The 17618-nt window shown below is 42.6% G+C and carries 15 protein-coding genes; 2 read left to right on the top strand and 13 right to left on the bottom strand.

Translation table 11 applies throughout. From position 1 onward, the window contains the following. Positions 1-24: 24 nt before the first annotated feature. The 12 genes from BK120_RS02260 to BK120_RS02205 all read right to left on the bottom strand — a co-directional run bounded on the left by BK120_RS02260 (position 25) and on the right by BK120_RS02205 (position 15478). Positions 25-861 (bottom strand): carbohydrate ABC transporter permease, encoded by an 837-nt coding sequence (locus tag BK120_RS02260; RefSeq protein ID WP_076265830.1) that lies wholly within the window; start codon positions 859-861, stop codon positions 25-27. A 2-nt stretch (positions 862-863) separates the two neighbouring features. Then, complete coding sequence (locus BK120_RS02255; RefSeq protein ID WP_076265829.1) at positions 864-1763, bottom strand: carbohydrate ABC transporter permease; 900 nt, start codon at positions 1761-1763, stop codon at positions 864-866. A gap of 102 nt (positions 1764-1865) precedes the next feature. Further along, entirely contained in the window at positions 1866-3203 is a 1338-nt protein-coding gene (locus tag BK120_RS02250) for an ABC transporter substrate-binding protein (protein ID WP_076265828.1), read from the bottom strand. Between the two features lie 116 nt (positions 3204-3319). Next, positions 3320-4876: a response regulator transcription factor gene (locus BK120_RS02245; RefSeq protein WP_076265827.1), complete on the bottom strand. Its 1557-nt coding sequence runs from the start codon at positions 4874-4876 to the stop codon at positions 3320-3322. Next, positions 4869-6623: a sensor histidine kinase gene (locus BK120_RS02240; protein ID WP_076265826.1), complete on the bottom strand. Its 1755-nt coding sequence runs from the start codon at positions 6621-6623 to the stop codon at positions 4869-4871. Before BK120_RS02240 ends, BK120_RS02245 begins: the two co-directional genes overlap by 8 nt. A 138-nt stretch (positions 6624-6761) precedes the next feature. After that, complete coding sequence (locus tag BK120_RS02235) at positions 6762-7778, bottom strand: SAM-dependent methyltransferase (RefSeq protein WP_076265825.1); 1017 nt, start codon at positions 7776-7778, stop codon at positions 6762-6764. 1849 nt (positions 7779-9627) lie between these two features. After that, positions 9628-9960, bottom strand: coding sequence for a cyclic-phosphate processing receiver domain-containing protein (locus BK120_RS02225; RefSeq protein WP_076265823.1), 333 nt, complete (start codon positions 9958-9960; stop codon positions 9628-9630). Positions 9961-9988: 28 nt separating this feature from the next. After that, positions 9989-10819: an Fpg/Nei family DNA glycosylase gene (locus tag BK120_RS02220; RefSeq protein ID WP_076265822.1), complete on the bottom strand. Its 831-nt coding sequence runs from the start codon at positions 10817-10819 to the stop codon at positions 9989-9991. A gap of 38 nt (positions 10820-10857) precedes the next feature. Next, positions 10858-11673: a TIGR01457 family HAD-type hydrolase gene (locus BK120_RS02215; RefSeq protein ID WP_083681513.1), complete on the bottom strand. Its 816-nt coding sequence runs from the start codon at positions 11671-11673 to the stop codon at positions 10858-10860. 132 nt (positions 11674-11805) lie between these two features. After that, on the bottom strand, positions 11806-13107 hold the full coding sequence (locus BK120_RS02210; protein ID WP_076265821.1) for a ribonuclease H-like domain-containing protein: 1302 nt from the start codon (positions 13105-13107) through the stop codon (positions 11806-11808). After that, a complete protein-coding gene (locus BK120_RS35840; RefSeq protein WP_256710760.1) occupies positions 13104-13229 on the bottom strand; it encodes a hypothetical protein in 126 nt (41 codons plus the stop codon). Before BK120_RS35840 ends, BK120_RS02210 begins: the two co-directional genes overlap by 4 nt. 2 nt (positions 13230-13231) lie before the next feature. Next, complete coding sequence (locus tag BK120_RS02205; protein ID WP_076266114.1) at positions 13232-15478, bottom strand: DEAD/DEAH box helicase; 2247 nt, start codon at positions 15476-15478, stop codon at positions 13232-13234. 236 nt (positions 15479-15714) lie between these two features. Here BK120_RS02205 and BK120_RS02200 point away from each other — a divergent pair, with 236 nt between their 5' ends. Continuing rightward, positions 15715-16002, top strand: coding sequence for an autorepressor SdpR family transcription factor (locus BK120_RS02200; RefSeq protein ID WP_076265820.1), 288 nt, complete (start codon positions 15715-15717; stop codon positions 16000-16002). Continuing rightward, positions 15999-16610, top strand: coding sequence for an SdpI family protein (locus BK120_RS02195; RefSeq protein ID WP_076265819.1), 612 nt, complete (start codon positions 15999-16001; stop codon positions 16608-16610). The genes BK120_RS02200 and BK120_RS02195 overlap by 4 nt, the downstream gene beginning before the upstream one ends. A gap of 38 nt (positions 16611-16648) precedes the next feature. Here BK120_RS02195 and rnz read toward each other — a convergent pair whose 3' ends face one another. Further along, positions 16649-17590, bottom strand: coding sequence for a ribonuclease Z (rnz, locus tag BK120_RS02190; protein ID WP_076265818.1), 942 nt, complete (start codon positions 17588-17590; stop codon positions 16649-16651). Positions 17591-17618 lie beyond the last annotated feature (28 nt).

The following is a 17618-nucleotide window of genomic DNA, read 5'->3' as shown; positions in this document are numbered from 1 at the left end:
TCTCCCCTATTTCATTTTGAATGTCTATTTCAAACCGCTGGTGCTGATACCTTCAACAATATACTTCTGGAATGCGAAGAAAATGGCAAGCACCGGTATGAGGCTGACGATTGACATCGCGAACATTGCGCCCCAGTTGGAGACGGTATCGCTGTCCAGAAACATTTTCAGACCCATCGACACAGGATACAAACTTGGACGATTCAAGTATAAAACCGGTCCGAGCAAGTCTTCCCAGCGCCAGTAAAACGAGAAAATTGAAGCGGTAGCCAGAGCTGGAACGACAAGCGGCAAAATAATTCGGAAAAACAAGCGGAACTTCCCGCAGCCATCGATCGTTGCCGCTTCGTCAAGCTCATTCGGAATGGTCCTTATGAACTGAATGAGTAAAAAGATAAAAAACGGAATGCCGAAATATTGCGGGATAACAATAGGTTTAATTGAGTTTAACCAATGAAGCTTCGCAAACAAAATATATTGCGGAACGAGTACAACATCATGAGGAAGCATGAGCGTAACCATCATGATTCCAAACCAAAACGTTTTCCCCACAAAATTAAGTCTCGCAAATCCAAAAGCGATAAATGCAGATGATAATACAGCTCCGATGGTAGAAATAACAACGATTTCTAGAGAATTCATAATAAAATTGCCGAATGACTGACCTGCTATGCCGACCCAGCCTATTTTATAATTTTCCCAAATCCAAGGCTGTGGTATAAGTGAATCAGCCGTTGCGAAGATGAGATTGCTTTGTTTGAATGAACTCATTAACAGCCATAACACCGGGTAAACCATTACTAGCGCGAGCGCTGCGACAAATATGTGGTAGATCGGCCACTTCAGCTTTTTGAATGTCATGTTTAATGGCCACCTTTCGACTCGTAATGAACCCATTTTTTAGAGGTATAGAACAAAATCCCTGTTAGGATAGCGATAATAATGAGCATCACCCACGCCATCGCTGAAGCAAATCCCATATCGAAATAAACGAATGCTTGACGGAACAAATAAAGGGAATATAGAAGTGTACCGTCTAACGGACCGCCCTCGCCTTTTGAAATAATGTAAGCTGGAACGAAAGTCATAAATGCTCCGATCGTTTGCATGATCGTATTAAACAAAATGATCGGGCTAAGCATTGGCAAAGTAATTTTGAAGAAGCGAACGACTGGCCCCGCTCCATCCACATTGGAAGCCTCGTACAATTCTGGCGGTATATTTTTGAGACCTGCTAGAAAAATAAGCATCGACGATCCAAATTGCCAAACGGACAATGTAATGAGCATCCACAGCGCAGCTGCAGGTTCAGCAAACCATCTCACGCTATCTAAACCGAGTGCATTCAGAAAAATGTTTATAACCCCTTCGTCGCCGTAAAGGTTGCGCCACATAATCGACACGGCAACGCTACCGCCAATAATCGAAGGAAGATAATAAACGGTCCGATATAACCCGATTGCTTTCGAGGCTGTATTCAATATCATTGCAATAAATAAAGCAAAGGCCAATCTAAGCGGTACACCGATAAAAACGTATAAAAAAGTAACCTTCAGAGATGCCCAAAACTTCGAGTCATCAAAAAACATCGTCTGGTAATTCTCTAATCCGATAAAGGATGGTGTCGATAAGAGATCATAATCGGTAACCGAGAAATATAACGATGCGACAGCGGGTACTAAGGTGAACAATAAAAATCCGATAACGAATGGACCAATAAAGGTGTAGCCAACCAAGTTGTTTTTAAGTGATAGCGATTTCATCTTATCCAACTCCTATACGAAGTCTAACGTGCCAAAGCATCTTTATTTATGAAAAAACGATGGTCGATCTAACGACCAACCATCGCTTCTACTCAAACAATATTACTTGTTTTTCTTAAGAATAGCGGTTGCTTCGTCTCTAAACTTCTTAGCTGCGTCTTCTGGTTTAATTTTGTTGTAGTTCATTTGCTCTGCAAGGCTTGTGAGCGATTTGAATACTTCTGCAGAACCGATTGGATCAGCTGGATCCATTGGTGAGCTGTTCGCTTCTGCCCAAGCAACATAATCGTATACTTGGATTTGTGCTTCAGTAGAAACTGCTTTTAACGCTTCTTTCACTTTAGAGGAAACTGGTACGCCGCGATCGCCTAAAATCAATTTGTTAGCTTCGATATCATTTACGAAGAAGTTGATAAATTTAGCTGCTTCTTCTTTCACTTTCGAATTTTCCGATACGGAGAAGAACATACTTGGCTTAAGGAATAACCCTTTAGTCATATTTGGACCAGCCATTGGAGCAATCGCTAGCGGACGATTAGCCACTTGCTGCAATCCAACATATTGATTCGACCATTGCCATACGCCAATGCCTTGGTTCAATACAAGGTGGCTGTCTTCTGCGCCTTTGATTTGAGCTAGAACGTCTGGTGACGGTACTGCGCCATCGATAACAAGTTTAGCTAGCATTCCGAAGAAATCGGTGAATAGTTGATCATCCTCGTAGCCTAGGCCGTTGCCTTCTGCGTTAAACAACGTTTTATCAAGTGTACGTAGGTAGTAGCCGAAGAACACTTCTGGACGCATACCGTTGTCGAAGAAAATTCCTGCTGCTTTTGCTTTTGCAGCCATTGCTACGTAATCATCCCAAGTGTAGTTTTCAGGAATGGAATCAATGCCTGCTTTTTTAAGTAGTGCTGGATCGTAGTTAAATCCAAGAGCATTTACACCAAGGTTCATACCGAATAGTCCATCGCCTAATTTACCGCCATCAATTGCGTTTTGGCTAATGTCACTTACGTCAATTTGATTGCCGATAAATGGAGTCAAATCAGCCAATTGTTTTCTGCCAGCGTATTGCGAATAGTTTTGCGTATCGATTTGGATGATATCAGGAAGCTCGTTTGCAGCTGCTTGAGGAGCAAGCTTTTTCCAGTAGTCATCATAGTTTGCATATTCCATTTCTATCGTTACATGCGGGTTTTTCGCTTTGTACATCTCAATCACTTTCATTGTGTAATCATGACGCGGCTGGCCGCCCCACCATGCGATACGAAGAGTGACCGGCTTTGCTTCTGCTGGCTCTTCTTTCACTTCGTTTGTTGATTTTGGTGCGTTGGTCGCATTTGTTGGTTTTTCATTGTTTGCGTTTCCGCCGCAAGCGCTTACGAGAACTAGTGCAAAAGCCATGAGCATCAAAAGCATTTTCTTTGGTGCTTTCATTGTGTTACGCCCCTTCCAGACTCTTTAATGTTGTTTACAAGCTTTATTATAGGGTGAATGTCGAATCGTCGGAATTAAAAAAACCGCTTTCTTTGTTAAAAAAACAGAGGTCGCCATTATGGCGACCTTTTGTATTCGGAAGGCGTGAACCCTGTATGTTTTTTAAAAACTTGACTAAAATATTGCGGGTTATCGCCAAAACCAAATTTCTCAGCGAGTTCAAAAACCTTCACATCACCAGTTTTCTCGATCTCTTCCATCGCTCGCTCCATCCTTAACCGAACAACATAATTTGAGAATTTTTCTCCCATTTCCTTCTTAAACAGTTTGCCTACATAATCTGCGTTCATGTATAAGATCTCACTCGCTACCCAGTTGAGCGATAGATCAGGATTGGAAATATGTGCTTCAATTACTTGAATCATCTTCTGAATAATGGCGGAATGCTTATTGGTGTGGGTATGAAAGTTGTTCAAGCAGATTTGCTTCGCGCATTCGGTGACGAATTGCTGCGTCGTTTTTAGTGTTGTAAATTGATCAAATCCGGCAATCTTAGTTAAATATTCATTGATTTCTTCAGGTTTGCCTTGTCTAACGACAGATATGTAAAGCGGTATGACATAAGATTTCGAGAGATGCATGTCCATCCGGCTGTCGGCAAGCATTTCGAAATAGTTTTGCAGCTCATGCTGAACAAACGCCCAGTCTCCTGATTTGACATGCATGCAAAGAGGCTCTTCATCATAGATGAAAGGCTTAAGCGCATTATCATCTCCTCTTTCGACATCCTTCTGCGTTATGATGCTACCTTCGCCTAAATAAAATTGATAATTTAAGCATTCCAGCGTATCGCGATACATTTTACGAGCATCGATAATTTGACCTGGATTGCTGACGGCCACCGTAGCGTCCAATTTGTAATAGGATGAAAACGTTTGCTTAATTTCATTCAATTGTGCAAATAAAATGTCTGTTTCGTTAATCTCTTTAATGAGCAGCAGAACATGTTTACCTATCGTCGTACTGAGGAGTACCGTAGGTTTTCCGAGAACATCCTGAGCGATGTTTTTGACCGCAAACAGATGCTCAAATTCAAACACACCCTCTATTTGAAACAAAATCAACTGAACCTTCTCATTGTCTACTGTAATATGAAACAGGTTGCCATAGTCATCCCAATCACGCTGGCCATATGTCTTATTCGTAACAAGTTCCTTAAGAAATTGCTCCTTCGCGTGAGGAAGCACCTTTGAAAGCTCTTTTTGGATATGAAGCATGAAGCTCTCTTGCGTTTGCTGTTTCCTCAGCTCTGTTATCACCTCGGTTAGTGCATCCGTAATCGTATTTTCATTGCAAGGCTTAAGCAAATAGTGTTTTACTCCAAATTGCATCGCCGTGCGAGCATAATCAAACTCACTAAAGCCGGAAAGAAGAATAAAAACGATATGCGGGTAGTTTTCGTACACTTTTTCCACCAGCTGCAGTCCATTCATACCCGGCATTTTGATATCTGAGATGACGATATCCGGCATGTGGCTCTCAATAAAGGCCAAAGCTTCAAGTCCATTTCGCGCCGTTCCTGCCAGTTCTGCCTCATATGCATTCCAGTTTACGGTACGCGATATGCCTTCTACGATGATTCGTTCATCATCAACCAACAAAACCTTATACATGGGAATCCCTCATTTCATAAGGAAGCATGAGCTTCACTTTGGTACCGCCGTTTGGCTTGCTCTCTACCATTAATCCATATGCTTCGCCATACAGAAGCTTTATGCGATCTTCGATATTTTTTAAGCCTAAGCCGGAGCCTTTCGTCTGCACTTGTCCGCTTAATAGCTTCGTGACAAACTCTTCTTCCATTCCCGGCCCATTATCCTCCACTGAAATAAACCACAGCTCATTTTCCACATAGGCATGTATTTGTATTTTACAGGTGTCAATCATTTGTTCAAGGCCGTAATTGATTGCATTCTCAACGAGCGGTTGAAGCGATAGCTTCGGAATACTGCAGTTAAGCAGCTTGTCCGGGACGTCAATATGGAAATCAAGCCGTTCTTCAAAACGGTATTTCTGAATCGTGACATAGTGATTAATGATGTCCAGTTCCTTGCTAAGCGGGATGAGCGGCTCCTTCAAATTGATTGACGTTCTGAGCAAGGAGCCGAGCGCTTCAACCATCTGAGAAATATGTGTTTGGTTGCTTAGCTTGGCGGACCAGTTGATCGACTCTAATGTGTTGTACAAAAAATGCGGATTAATTTGAGCTTGCAGCGCCTTAAATTCCGTATCGCGAATCGTAAGCTGCTTCACGTAATTTTCATGAATGAGCTCATTGATTCGTTCAATCATTATTCGAAAGTTTCGATGCATTTGACCAGCTTCATCCATTGCAAGCGCTCTCTCATTCGGCTCTTCGATATATTCAAAATTGCCGAGCTGCACCCTTTTCATTTTAGCATTCAAGCGTTCAATAGGCTCAGTAATACCATTTGCGAAGCCAACTGCAATGAGGAGAATGACGATAAATAATATAGCAAAAATAATAATAATCGTATTTTTGACCTTTACTACACGGTCAAAGATGTCATCAAATGGGATCAGCGTATAATAAGTCCAATCGGTGTAGGTTGACGCTATATAAGTAACAAAATATTGCTTCCCCTCATAACGTATAACTTTGTAGCCCTCATTGCCAGGCAGCGCAGATAAGGACTCCATGGAAAAAGCGGATGCTTCAGGATACACCGCTTCATTGTTTTTCATAATGACCAGCTTCGCGTCGTTGCTGTTCATGCCTTTAGCGAGATCTCTAAACAGTTTGTTCATATCGATGCGAAGCGCTAAAGTGCCAAGATAGTCTAAGCTCAGCTGCTCAAACGAACGCACTTCACGCGCAGCAATTAAGGACTTGTCGTTGCTGTAGGGGGCAATCCACGTATTCCCTCCCTTTTTCACTGCTGTTGCATTTTTGAACGCATCCAGACGGTCCTGGTAAATCGTTATTGAGTTTGCACCAACCGCATATTCATTATCATTTACGTCATACAGCTGGGCGGAAAGCACGTATTTATCAAGCCCGCCGATATTGACCATTCGCTCCTTCACCGTTAATTGCACAACATAGTTATCATAATCGGACAGTCCGCTCTTGATGGATCTCAAATAATGCTGGATCGTAGAATCCGTTGAAAGCATAAAGGTAAGCTTCTCCATCTTTTTCAGTTCATTCTCGATACTGAGGGACGACAAACTGAGCGCTTTGGAAGATTGCTTATAAATTTCCTGATCATAAAAATCAAAAGCGTATTGCTGAATGATGATAGCAAGCATAGCAACAACCAGCATGATGACTGATATCAACACAAACATTTTGTGTTTGATACGCAAATTCATATAAAGCGCTTTCAAGCTCTGCATCGGCCAAGTCTCCTTCAAGAGATTTACAGCTATTATCGGTTTTTGAGTGGTTAGAAGACATACTCATTTCTTTGCTAGGATTGTTTGCTGGATTTGAAAAAAGAGCGCCCTCCTTTTCATTAAGGGGGGCGACTCCTGTTATTTTTTGATCAAATAAAGTGTGATTTCTTCTCTATTATGGAACAGCTGCTTAGCTTTTTGAAGCTTAAATTCTGTCGAAAGTCTTGAAATCACATCTCGAATCGTTTGAAGCGGTTTCCGGTGCATCAGCTTAACTGTAATGATGGCAGTTGCACCCTTCGTTAGTGCAGGCTCAAGATCGAGAACGAGCTTGCACATCATCATCGGACTCCAGCTCATATCACAGACTAGAAGCTGGAATGAATCGGGATTAAATTTCACTTCGGATGCATTGCGCTTTAAGTAAGTTAACGTAGGATACGCCATTAGCGATGGATGCAATTCAGCAGGATCGATGGCTGTAACCCGCAGGCCGCGCTCAAGTAAAAGGGATGTCCAGCCGCCTGGCGCTGCGCCAACATCAAGAGCATTTTGAAACTGTGCGTAATTTAGGTTGAATTCACGTTCTGCTTCAAGCAGCTTAAATTTGGCACGCGAGACTTGTCCTTCTTCACGTTGGAAACGAACGGCGCCGCCCGGCCAATCCGAGAGCATCTCCGATGGTGAACCAAAACCGACATAAAGCTGATTGATCGCCGCATAGATCGCAATAATAACGTCTGGCTGCTGTACAACTGGTTCCGCGTCAATCTCTTCAAGTACCGCATCTATCACCGCTTTTGTATCCGCAGCCGAATATACAAACTCCGATTTCGACGTACGTCTAATATGAACGGCTACCCGTTTATTTTCCAACGTTAATACAGCATTTCGAACCATGCTAGACAATTGTTCTAAATCATTCGCATTTCCAGTAATTTCAATCGTCCGATCCACCGGCTGCACATGGCGCAAAAAGATCGGCTCCTGCTGATGAATAGCTTGCAGCGTTTCTTCCCTTGTTAGCGGGCTCGTCATTAAAAATACTTCGCCTGCTGCCAGCTGTGTGAAGGCAACGCCCTCAATCAGCCTCCGAAGCTCCTCCATCGCATATGGTGCATAAGTTTGATTAGCTGTTCCGATCCATTGACTCACGTATGTTAAACCTCTTTCGTGTTATATTACCCTAGATCCCTAGAGGGATTACTACCCTGAGCCCTTTAAAGGGAATTTGCTTCGCCGAGCCCTAAACAAATACTACACTAACCCTACAAGCTTTTCGAACCCACCCAAACCCTCCCTTCCAAGGGAGGGCCCCAAGGGTTGCACCCTCTGGACACCCGCAACTCGACTAACGTTGGCGATAATCTATGCAGATATGCTTGGCTTACTGTGGAGCGCTTTCGTCCCTACGGGACACGCTGGAAGTTTGTTTGTTTTGTGTGAATGTTAATTGTGTCTTGATGTGTGAAAGCTTCAAGCCTTCGTAAATACAAACAATTACATAGATCAGAGATAATAAAAAAACATAGAAATGCCTAGAAATTAATTCGACAGCATTTTACTTCAATTTATATTTTTAGTCTTTGTTTGTATTATAACCGAATATGTCACATTTCGTGAAATTATTCGAGTAATTAACTCAAATATTATTTTTGCTAGTTATTATTCGAGTATAGCCATATGAACCATTGTTTTAGCCCATAAATAATGATTAACGGACAATGTTAGTGAAATAGATATAAAAACTAGACCTATTTCAACTAAATGAGCTCAATAAGACTAAATAAAACTAGAATATAGTCTTAAATCAGACAAAAATAAATTTTATTACTGCTTATTGTAAAATTGAGCAAGAATAGAACTAAAATCTATACTTATTATCATCAAATCAATCGAATTACTCCAAATAGGTCTAAAAATTAGTCTTATGTGTAACTGGCTAAACAATATGTAGTTGATATTATTTATAAATCTATATCAATAAATAAAAACTGGTTATCTCACACAAGATCCTAATTGATAATTCAACCTAATGAGACTATCAAATAAGAAAAGGTGAAAGCCTCTCAGTGAAAGCATGTCCCAAAAGGACAAAAGCGTTCTAAACTCTAACCTAACTAATCAGCTCTGGTCAAACTTCCACTTTAGTCCAGCTGCTATCCAGAGGGTGCAAACTTTGATCCTTCTTGGGATGGTAGGGTTTGGGTGGGTTCGCATCTACCCTTGGGATTCCCCATCATTAGTGAAAGCGTGTCCCAAAGGGACAAAAGCGTTCGATGCTCTAACCAAACTCGCGAGCGTCGGTCAAGCTCCTACGTTAGTCCAATTGCAGGTGTTCATCGGGAGCAACCCTTGGGGCCCTCCCTTGGAAGGGAGGGTTAGGGTGTGTACGAAATACAATTGGAGTAACCTCTCATTAGTGAAAGCAAGTCCCAAAGGGACGAAAGCGTTCGATGTTCTACCCTAACTTATAAGCGCCGGTCAACCTCGCACGTTAATCCATTTTCAGGTGTCCAGAGAGCGTAACTGTCGAAGCCCTTCCTTAAAAATGTAGGGTTAAGGTGTACTCAGAGCCCCCTTCGGGTTCCCCATCATTAGTGAAAGTGTGTCCCAGAGGGACGAAAGCGTTCGATGCTCTACCCTAACTCATAAGCGCCGGTCAAGCTCCCACGTTAGTCCAGTTGCGGGTGTCCAGAGGGTGCAACCCTTGGGGCCCTCCCTTGGAAGGGAGGGTTTGGGTGGGTTCGAAAAGCCTTTAGGGTCGGGAGTTTTAAAAATCCTCAAAGATTTCACTTTAAAAAAACTTTAAGGGTTTGGGTATAGTAGCCCTTAAAGGGTCTGGGTTTAAAAAAACCTTAAGGGTTTGAGTGTAATAGCCCTTAAAGGGTCTGGGTTTAAGAAGCCCTTAAAGGGTCTGGGTTTAAGAAGCCCTTAAAGGGTCTGGGTCTAGTAAGCCCTTGAGGGTTTGGGTGTAAAAACCCTTAAAGGGCCCGGGTGCATATTATTGCCCAGCTATATTATTAATGAGAGCCTCCGGCATCGGACCATTGAACAGCTTGGTCTCTGCCGGCGCATTCGTTGAAAGCATATGGTACATTTGCATGCGACCAGCGGCACTTGAGGTGTGTAAGTATATTTGGCTTGGATAACGACCCGTTTCAACAATGTGGCGCACGACTTCGTAGCCAGTCGGCTGTGACCAGCCTAGATCGTAATCAAGCGATAAAATATCAACTTCCTCAAGGTCAATCAGCTGCTTGCACTCTTCTGCGTTGCTTGCCAATACAAAACCTTTTGGACAAGTGCGATAATCGTCTAAATATACATGAATCATAAATGAATCCCCCGTTCAACCGATAGACTCAAAGCGCGCTTAATTCCTCATCTTGTTGACAAGCAGGACAAGCATACGCTTTGCGGCCAGATACATCGATTTTCTCGATCTCAGCACCACAGCGTGAACACGGTTGACCCTCACGCTCGAAGACTTGAAAGTGATTCCGATGTTTTCCAGTTAAGCTATCTCCCTCAAAGTACGGATGCTCTCCCGTTCCACCTTGTGAAATCGCTTCCTTCAGTACATTATGCATCGCTGCGTATAGGCGTTCCCATGCTTCGTTTTCTAATACCGGAACTTTAGTGTCAGGGCGAATTGCTGCTGCAAAACAAATCTCATCCGCATACGCAGCACCAATTCCAGAAATCACGTTTTGGTCGCTAAGAGCGGTTCTGATCGCAACACGTTTTTTGGCAAATAGTGCAATGAAACGATCCAATGTCACTCTTTTGTCCAATGCATCTGGTCCTAGGCGTCCAAGTTTCCCTTCGACTTCCTTCACAGTCAACAGCTGCAAATCATCCGCACGCAAACCGACTCCATACAATACGACTTCACCGAAATGCAGTTTCATCTGAACGTTGCGATCAGGTTTGTCAGTCTCGCTCCCTCTATACAAATAAGCCCCTTGCCCCAAATGAAGCAATAGACGTTTTCCATTATCCAAGTGTAATACTAAATGCAAACCTCTTCTTTCAACAAACCATACAACTTTACCAACAACGTCACGCTCAATTTGTTCTTCACTTGCTTGAAAAACTTTACCATTTGTTATCTCGATACCGGTAATTTGGGCGCCAGCGAATTGCTCCGCCAATAAAGCCCGATAATTTTCCAGTTCCGGCAATTCATGCATGAAAACTCGCTTCCTTCCTATTTTCTTCGTTATAAGTCTTAACAATCTCTATGATCAGATATATTAGAACGAAGCTCTTCTAAATGATTGCAAATGACAGTGGGTTTGCACCCTGCCTGCTCCATATAATACTCGATATTTTGCGCTGTTGTAAGCCCGGTCAGTACTAGAATCGTACCGCAGCCAGCAGCTGCTCCAAAAGCGATGTCTGTTGCCAAATTGTCGCCTACTACCCATGTTTCATCAGCGCTTAAGCCAATCGATCTTAATGAATAGCTCATAAGAATGGATGATGGTTTGCCTATGAGTATAGGCTCTTTGCCGCCTGCTGCCTTCAACATAGCTCCTATAGAGCCTGCTCCCGGAATGAGTCCATCACTGGATGGCAGCAGCAAATCAGGATTTGTCATAACAAATTCAGCCCCACTGTGAATATACCGAACGGCCCTCGTTAATCGCTCGTAAGTAAACGAACGGTCAATTCCTTGCAAAACAAAATCCGGTTGTTCCTCTGTAAGAATTAAGCCTGCTTCTTGCACAGCCTGTTTTAGTCCAGCCTCACCAACGACAAATACAGACGCACCTGGCTTAATTGAAGCGATATGCTCAGAAGCCGCTTGCGCGGATGTGCATACCTCTTCAGCAGCAGCTGGAATACCCATTTTCATTAGCCTTTCAGCTACCTCATCGGGTGTAGAAGAGGAGTTGTTTGTAACAAAGCGATATGGAAGCTTAATCTCTCTCAAATAAGTGATGAGTTCAGCTGCACCAGCAATTTGATGAGTACCATGATATAACGTTCCGTCAAGATCAATTAATAAGCCGCGCATGGCAGGCAGTCCAGTTGTCATCATTGTTTTCCTCCCAAAGGTAAACGGCAGTCGCCACTATAGTGGTCAAGCTTACGTTTTCCGTTGAAAGATAAGCTATATAGTTGAGCTGCAGCTGTCTGTTTACGCTTTTATCCTATTTTAAAAAGTAGCTTCTTAATAAACATGTTTGGTTGATTTGCGGCGCAGCCTAGCTATTCGATTACGCAAAGCATCAAGCTCCGCTCTTTTTTTGGCATCAGGCCGAATGATCTGCGATTGATGCAGTGCACGTTCAAAAGCTGCATTCGCATATCCTAAAGCTGACTCAAAATCTTTGATCTTATGCTCATAATACATGGCAAGCTCAATGCTTGCTTCATGGGCAGCAGATCCAAAATGATTAGAAGAATGAATAATAGCCTTCTGCCACAATAACACAGCACGATTCCAATTTCCAGCCTTCTTGTCCCGCGCGGCAAGCATGACTAGTGTAGAAGGTTTTGAGTTCTCTTCCTTCATGGATAAATCGAATAAATGATCAGGAAGCTCCATTTTACCCATACGCTCTAGCCAAAGACCTGTGCGCACCATCTCCTCAGGCTCATCGGGCAACGGAATATATAACTTAATCGTTCCGTTTAACAAATGACCAAATCGAATCGCTAGACAAGCTAGGGATAACATATCTATTTCGTTATGACGAAAAACGCCCTCAAGCGGTGCTGGATCTCCATTCGCCAGAAATTGAAAATAAAGCTGAGGAGCGAGTGATCCTGGAACGTCATCCTCCCGGTGAATACCGAGCCGCTCTTCTTCAACATGGCTCAATTTACACGAAACGAGCGTATTACGCCATATCGATCTTGCAGGATGCAAGAAATCAAGATGCTGAGGCTCCCACATTTTTTGGCCAAGTCCATTCATAATAAAACGATTTTGAACGAGCGGCCAATCGAAGGTTTTTCCGTTGTAGGTGGACAAAAAAGTATAATCGTTCAGCTTCCCCATCAAATAATGTAGCATTGCCCGCTCTTCAGCAGGATGCCTGATCAACGCTTGCTCGATGACAAATTGGTCCTTTGACAAATAGCCTATGCCAACCATGAAAGGAACGTTCCCTGCTCCAACGCCTAAACCTGTCGTTTCCAAATCGAGAAACATGATTTGTTCCGCAGATGTTAATGAATCAGGATGAAATGCTGATAAGGCAGGTGCAGCCTCTTGCAGCTCTACTAATGCATGATGACCATGGCGATAATCTGACGGATAAATGATTTTTCGGAGCAAAAAGCTTCCAATTTCATTCGTAACCAGCTTGACATCGAAGGTCTCCCACACGGGTGAAAGCCATTCTTCATCATCTTCCGGCTGTTGTACCATCTTCTCTTCAGTGGCAGGAACCACCGCCGCTGGCTGGTTCTCTTCCTCACGAATGTTTCCCCGCAAACGATTCATTTTATCGCGTAATAAGCTCATCGTTTGCCCTCCGCTTCATTAAGAAGATAACATGTTTGCTTTCGTACACCAATCTCATGAATCGGTCCAAGCGGAGCGCGATGAGCGAGCTGTATTTCGTAATTGCTAATATAATCCTTCATAATCATAATGACCTCAACAGATCTAAGCTTGTTTGTTTTGCATGAATCCCATATATTTCAGTGCCAATACAAGACGGACAACCATCTTCGCATGGACATTTTCGGATTAATTTTATTGCCGCTTCTTTTACTTCATCAAACCGTTTATAAACGTCCTCTGCTAGTCCAATGCCCCCGGGGTAATGATCATATATGAAAATCGTAGGAAGCTGCGTATGCTCGGCCCTGATTTGAGAAACGACATGAATATCATTTCGGTCACACATCACATGAATAGGTACAATATGCCTAAGCACATTCGCTATTCCAAGAAGCAGTTGTTCTAGTGTTTTTGTTTCAATCGCTGGGTCTACCTCTTTCAATTCTATCCAGGTCGCGCTGGTATGCAATTCATCTTCCGGTAGATTTACTTGGCCGTATCCGATATTTTCAAAACTCGACAATCGAATTTTCTTAAACAGCGTTGCGAGAAAATTCACTACTACATCTCCATATATTATGGATGAAAATCGCTTGCTCTCAATCCTATCCTCTGCTAATACTTTAAGTTTTACCGCTAGATTCGCGTCTGTATAATACTCTACATCGACTTTTCGAACATAAGCCTTTTTATGCTCCCAGTCCAGCTTTTCAACTTGGAATTGTACACCTTCATGTAAATAAATGGCTTCATCATGCAAAAGAGTCATAGCGCTAAAACGGTCCATTTCCCCTATGATTTTCACGTTCGCAGTTTCTGACTGGTCGATGATAACTACATTTTCCTGTGCGGCAGAACGCAGACTTACTTCACTAGCTGGGAAAGCCAGATTAGCCCAATAAAACGTATCAGCTGCTTGAGTGAGTACCCGTTCTTCTACAAGATACTCCAATATGTCTACTATTTCTATTGAACCGAATTGTTCTCCCTTTTTAAATGGCAGCTCATAGGCGGCACAACGAACGTGATCAACTAGAATGAGCAAGTTTTCCGGATTGATTCTAGCGGATTCTGGGGATCGATCAAAGAAGTATTCGGGGTTTTGAACAATATACTGGTCAATAGGCGTATTGCTTGCTACCATTAATACAAGTGCTTCCCCATGTCGTCTTCCAGCTCGTCCAGCTTGCTGCCATGTACTTGCAACGCTTCCTGGATAACCTGTCATAATACAGACCTGCAGCTGTCCAATGTCTACACCTAGTTCTAAAGCATTTGTGCTGACCACGCCTAATATTTCGCCATTTCTTAATCCTCTTTCAATTTCACGTCTTTGATTTGGCAAGTAGCCGCCACGATAACCTCGTATGGATTTAGTGCCGATTTCATTTTTAACCAGTTCCTGTATATGGCTTAAAATAATTTCTACTCTTACCCGGCTGCGAGCAAAAACAATCGTCTGTATTTTGTTCGTCAAAAATTCCTTCGCTAACTGATTAACCTCTACAGTAGAGCTTTTTCGTATATTGAGCGGTTTATTTACAATCGGCGGGTTATAAAAAACAAAATGTTTCCGTCCTCTTGGAGCGCCGTTATCATCAATTAATCGCATAGGATTCCCTGTCAATTGTTCTGCTAGTTCCTTAGGGTTGGCTATTGTGGCAGATGTACAAATAAACAGTGGATCGCTACCATAAAACTTGCATATGCGTTTGAGCCTTCGAATGACATTCGCTACATGACTTCCGAATACGCCTCTATACGTATGAAGCTCGTCAATAACGATATATTTAAGATTGCTAAATAAACTTACCCATTTTGTATGATGCGGAAGGATAGCGGAATGCAGCATATCGGGGTTCGTGATGACGATATGTCCTACATTTCTTACAATCGTTCGAATAGCAGGCGAAGTGTCGCCGTCATAGGTAAAGCTTTTAATATCAATTCCCATTTCGTTTATCATTTCAGTTAATTCACTTTTTTGATCTTGCGCAAGAGCTTTCGTTGGGAATAAATATAAAGCTCGACTGCCGTCGTCTTCCGCTATCGCTTGTAACACTGGAAGGTTATAACAAAGCGTTTTTCCAGAAGCGGTCGGAGTTACAGCGACTATATTTTCACCTTTACGTATCGTTTCGTAGGCTGAGTGCTGATGTGTATATAACTGCTCTATTCCTCTTTTTGCGAAAGCCGATTTAATTCTTGGATCGACGCTTTCTGGCAGAGATTTTGTTTTTGCCTCTTGAGGCTCTATTTCAGTCCAATTTATAATATTTTCATTGGCTCTTAAATTTTGGATCATTTCTGAAAGTGATTTCTTTTTTATCATTTCTTAGCACCTCACTATACCCTATATATTAGCGAATATCTGTTCCCTTTACTAGTCTTTAGTTCTGGATATATAGTGCCAAAGAAAAACTGTTAACTTGCCATAAACTTGTTGACGTCGCACCTATCAAATTGACACACGAAACAAAAACCAATATAGTAAATTTATATTATAATTAGATGGTTGTTTAAATATCTAACGACTTCAAAAGTCAGCTGGAAAGGACAGCTTGCATGTCAATCAATTTAGCCTTTAAGGCACTATCTGACCCTACTCGCAGAAAAATTTTAGAACTATTGCGAGAACGTGACTTAACTGCTGGAGAAATAGCCGACCATTTTCAAATGACTAAGCCCAGCATCTCTCATCATCTTAGCTTGTTAAAGCAAGCAGACCTTGTATCCGATGAACGGCAAGGCCAGCATATTTATTATTCACTTAACACAGCTGTCTTCCATGACTTAATGGACTGGATGAATTCCTTTCAACAGAGCGAATCCGAAGGGATTGTAGAGAAATGAAAGCAAGTATCTTCTCTTGGATTATTGTTGCCATTGCATTAGTCGCGAGCATCGTAACCTATCCTGATTTACCCGAGCAAATGGCAATTTACTGGGATATGAACATTGAATTCGATGGATTGGCGCATAAAGCATTTACCTTGCTGCTTTTACCAGCTTTTATGGTCATCTTAATTGTTATCCTTCCAAAAAAACATGCTTCCCAAAATCAAAAGCCTAATCTTCACACGGTTCAAAATGTAGTCTTGATCAGCTTGCTCGTGCTTCACGGTGTTACCATTGCATCTGGTTACGGACTCATTATTGATATCACCAAAGTCATCATCACTATCATTGGTATTATTTTCACAGTGGCAGGCTTGTATATGCCGCATTTTCAACCAAACAGCTATATTGGCATTAAGACCGTTAATACGCTTGGCAGTGAAGACGTTTGGAAAAAAACACATCGAGCAGCTTCCAAGTTTTATGTGGTTGGCGGATTGCTGATGATTGTCTCGTCTTTTATTCCAAACCCTTACCAAATGTTCATTTTTTTCGGTATTGTTGTCATCATCGTATTAGCTTCAGTATTTCTATCCTTTCACTTTGGCAAAGATAACAAATAAAGCAAAAACGCGAGGAAATCCTCACGTTTTTGCTTTTTTTATTCTATATGAGTCGCACGTTTTATTTCGATATGTAGAAAATCTGTTGCTGCTGTGACAGGTGAGAAGTGTACGCCAGCCTCTTCTTCAAGCTGTACAAGATCCTCATTGCTATAACGTCCGCTAAAATGGGTCATCACCAGCTGCTTGGCGTTTGCTTTAACAGCTGTTTCTGCCGCCTCCGCCGTCGTACAATGTCCAAACTCATGTGCTTTCTCTTCCATGCCTGCAGCAAAGGTCGCTTCGTGAACGAGCAGATCAGCATCTTTCGCTAAGGTTATCGCATTATCACATGGCTTCGTATCACCAAGCACTGTGATTACTCTCCCGATATAAGCAGGGCCGGTAACATCCTCAGTGTGAATGAGCAATCCGCTCGGAGATGTAACCGACTGCCCTCTTTTTAACGCCCCGTATAGCGGACCTGCTTCAATCCCATACTCCTTCAGCTTGTGGACGAGCAGCTTGCCGGGCTGATTTTGTTCAGTTACGCGATAGCCGAAGCAAGTCACTCGATGCTCAAGCGGCGCTACTTCAACCTTAAATCGATTATCCTCAAAAACAACACCTTCATTTCCCGTTAATTCGTGGATAATGAGCTCATAATCGAGCTGCGTAGCACTAATCGCAAAGGTTGTCTCAATATAGCTCCTAATCCCAACAGGACCAAAAAGCAGTACAGGTGTGATTCCGCCATCGAAAGAGCGACTGCTGAGCAAGCCAGGCAGCCCATAAATGTGATCACCATGCAGATGTGTAATAAATATGTATTCAATCTTATTCAGTTTAAGCGGTGTTCTCATAAGCTGATGCTGCGTTGCCTCTCCAGCATCGAATAACAGTAAACTGCACGTTGGCTCAGGAAGCTGCAGCGCCACGGCTGTTACATTGCGATACTTCGAAGGTCTTCCTGCGCCCGTTCCCAAAAACCACATATTCATATTATTATCCACCCCTGCGGCCTCGACT

The sequence above is a fragment of the Paenibacillus sp. FSL A5-0031 genome, assembly GCF_001956295.1.
Classification (GTDB): Bacteria; Bacillota; Bacilli; order Paenibacillales; family Paenibacillaceae; genus Pristimantibacillus.
Note: the sequence above shows the minus strand (reverse complement) of the source record. Positions and strands in the feature narration are given on the sequence as shown.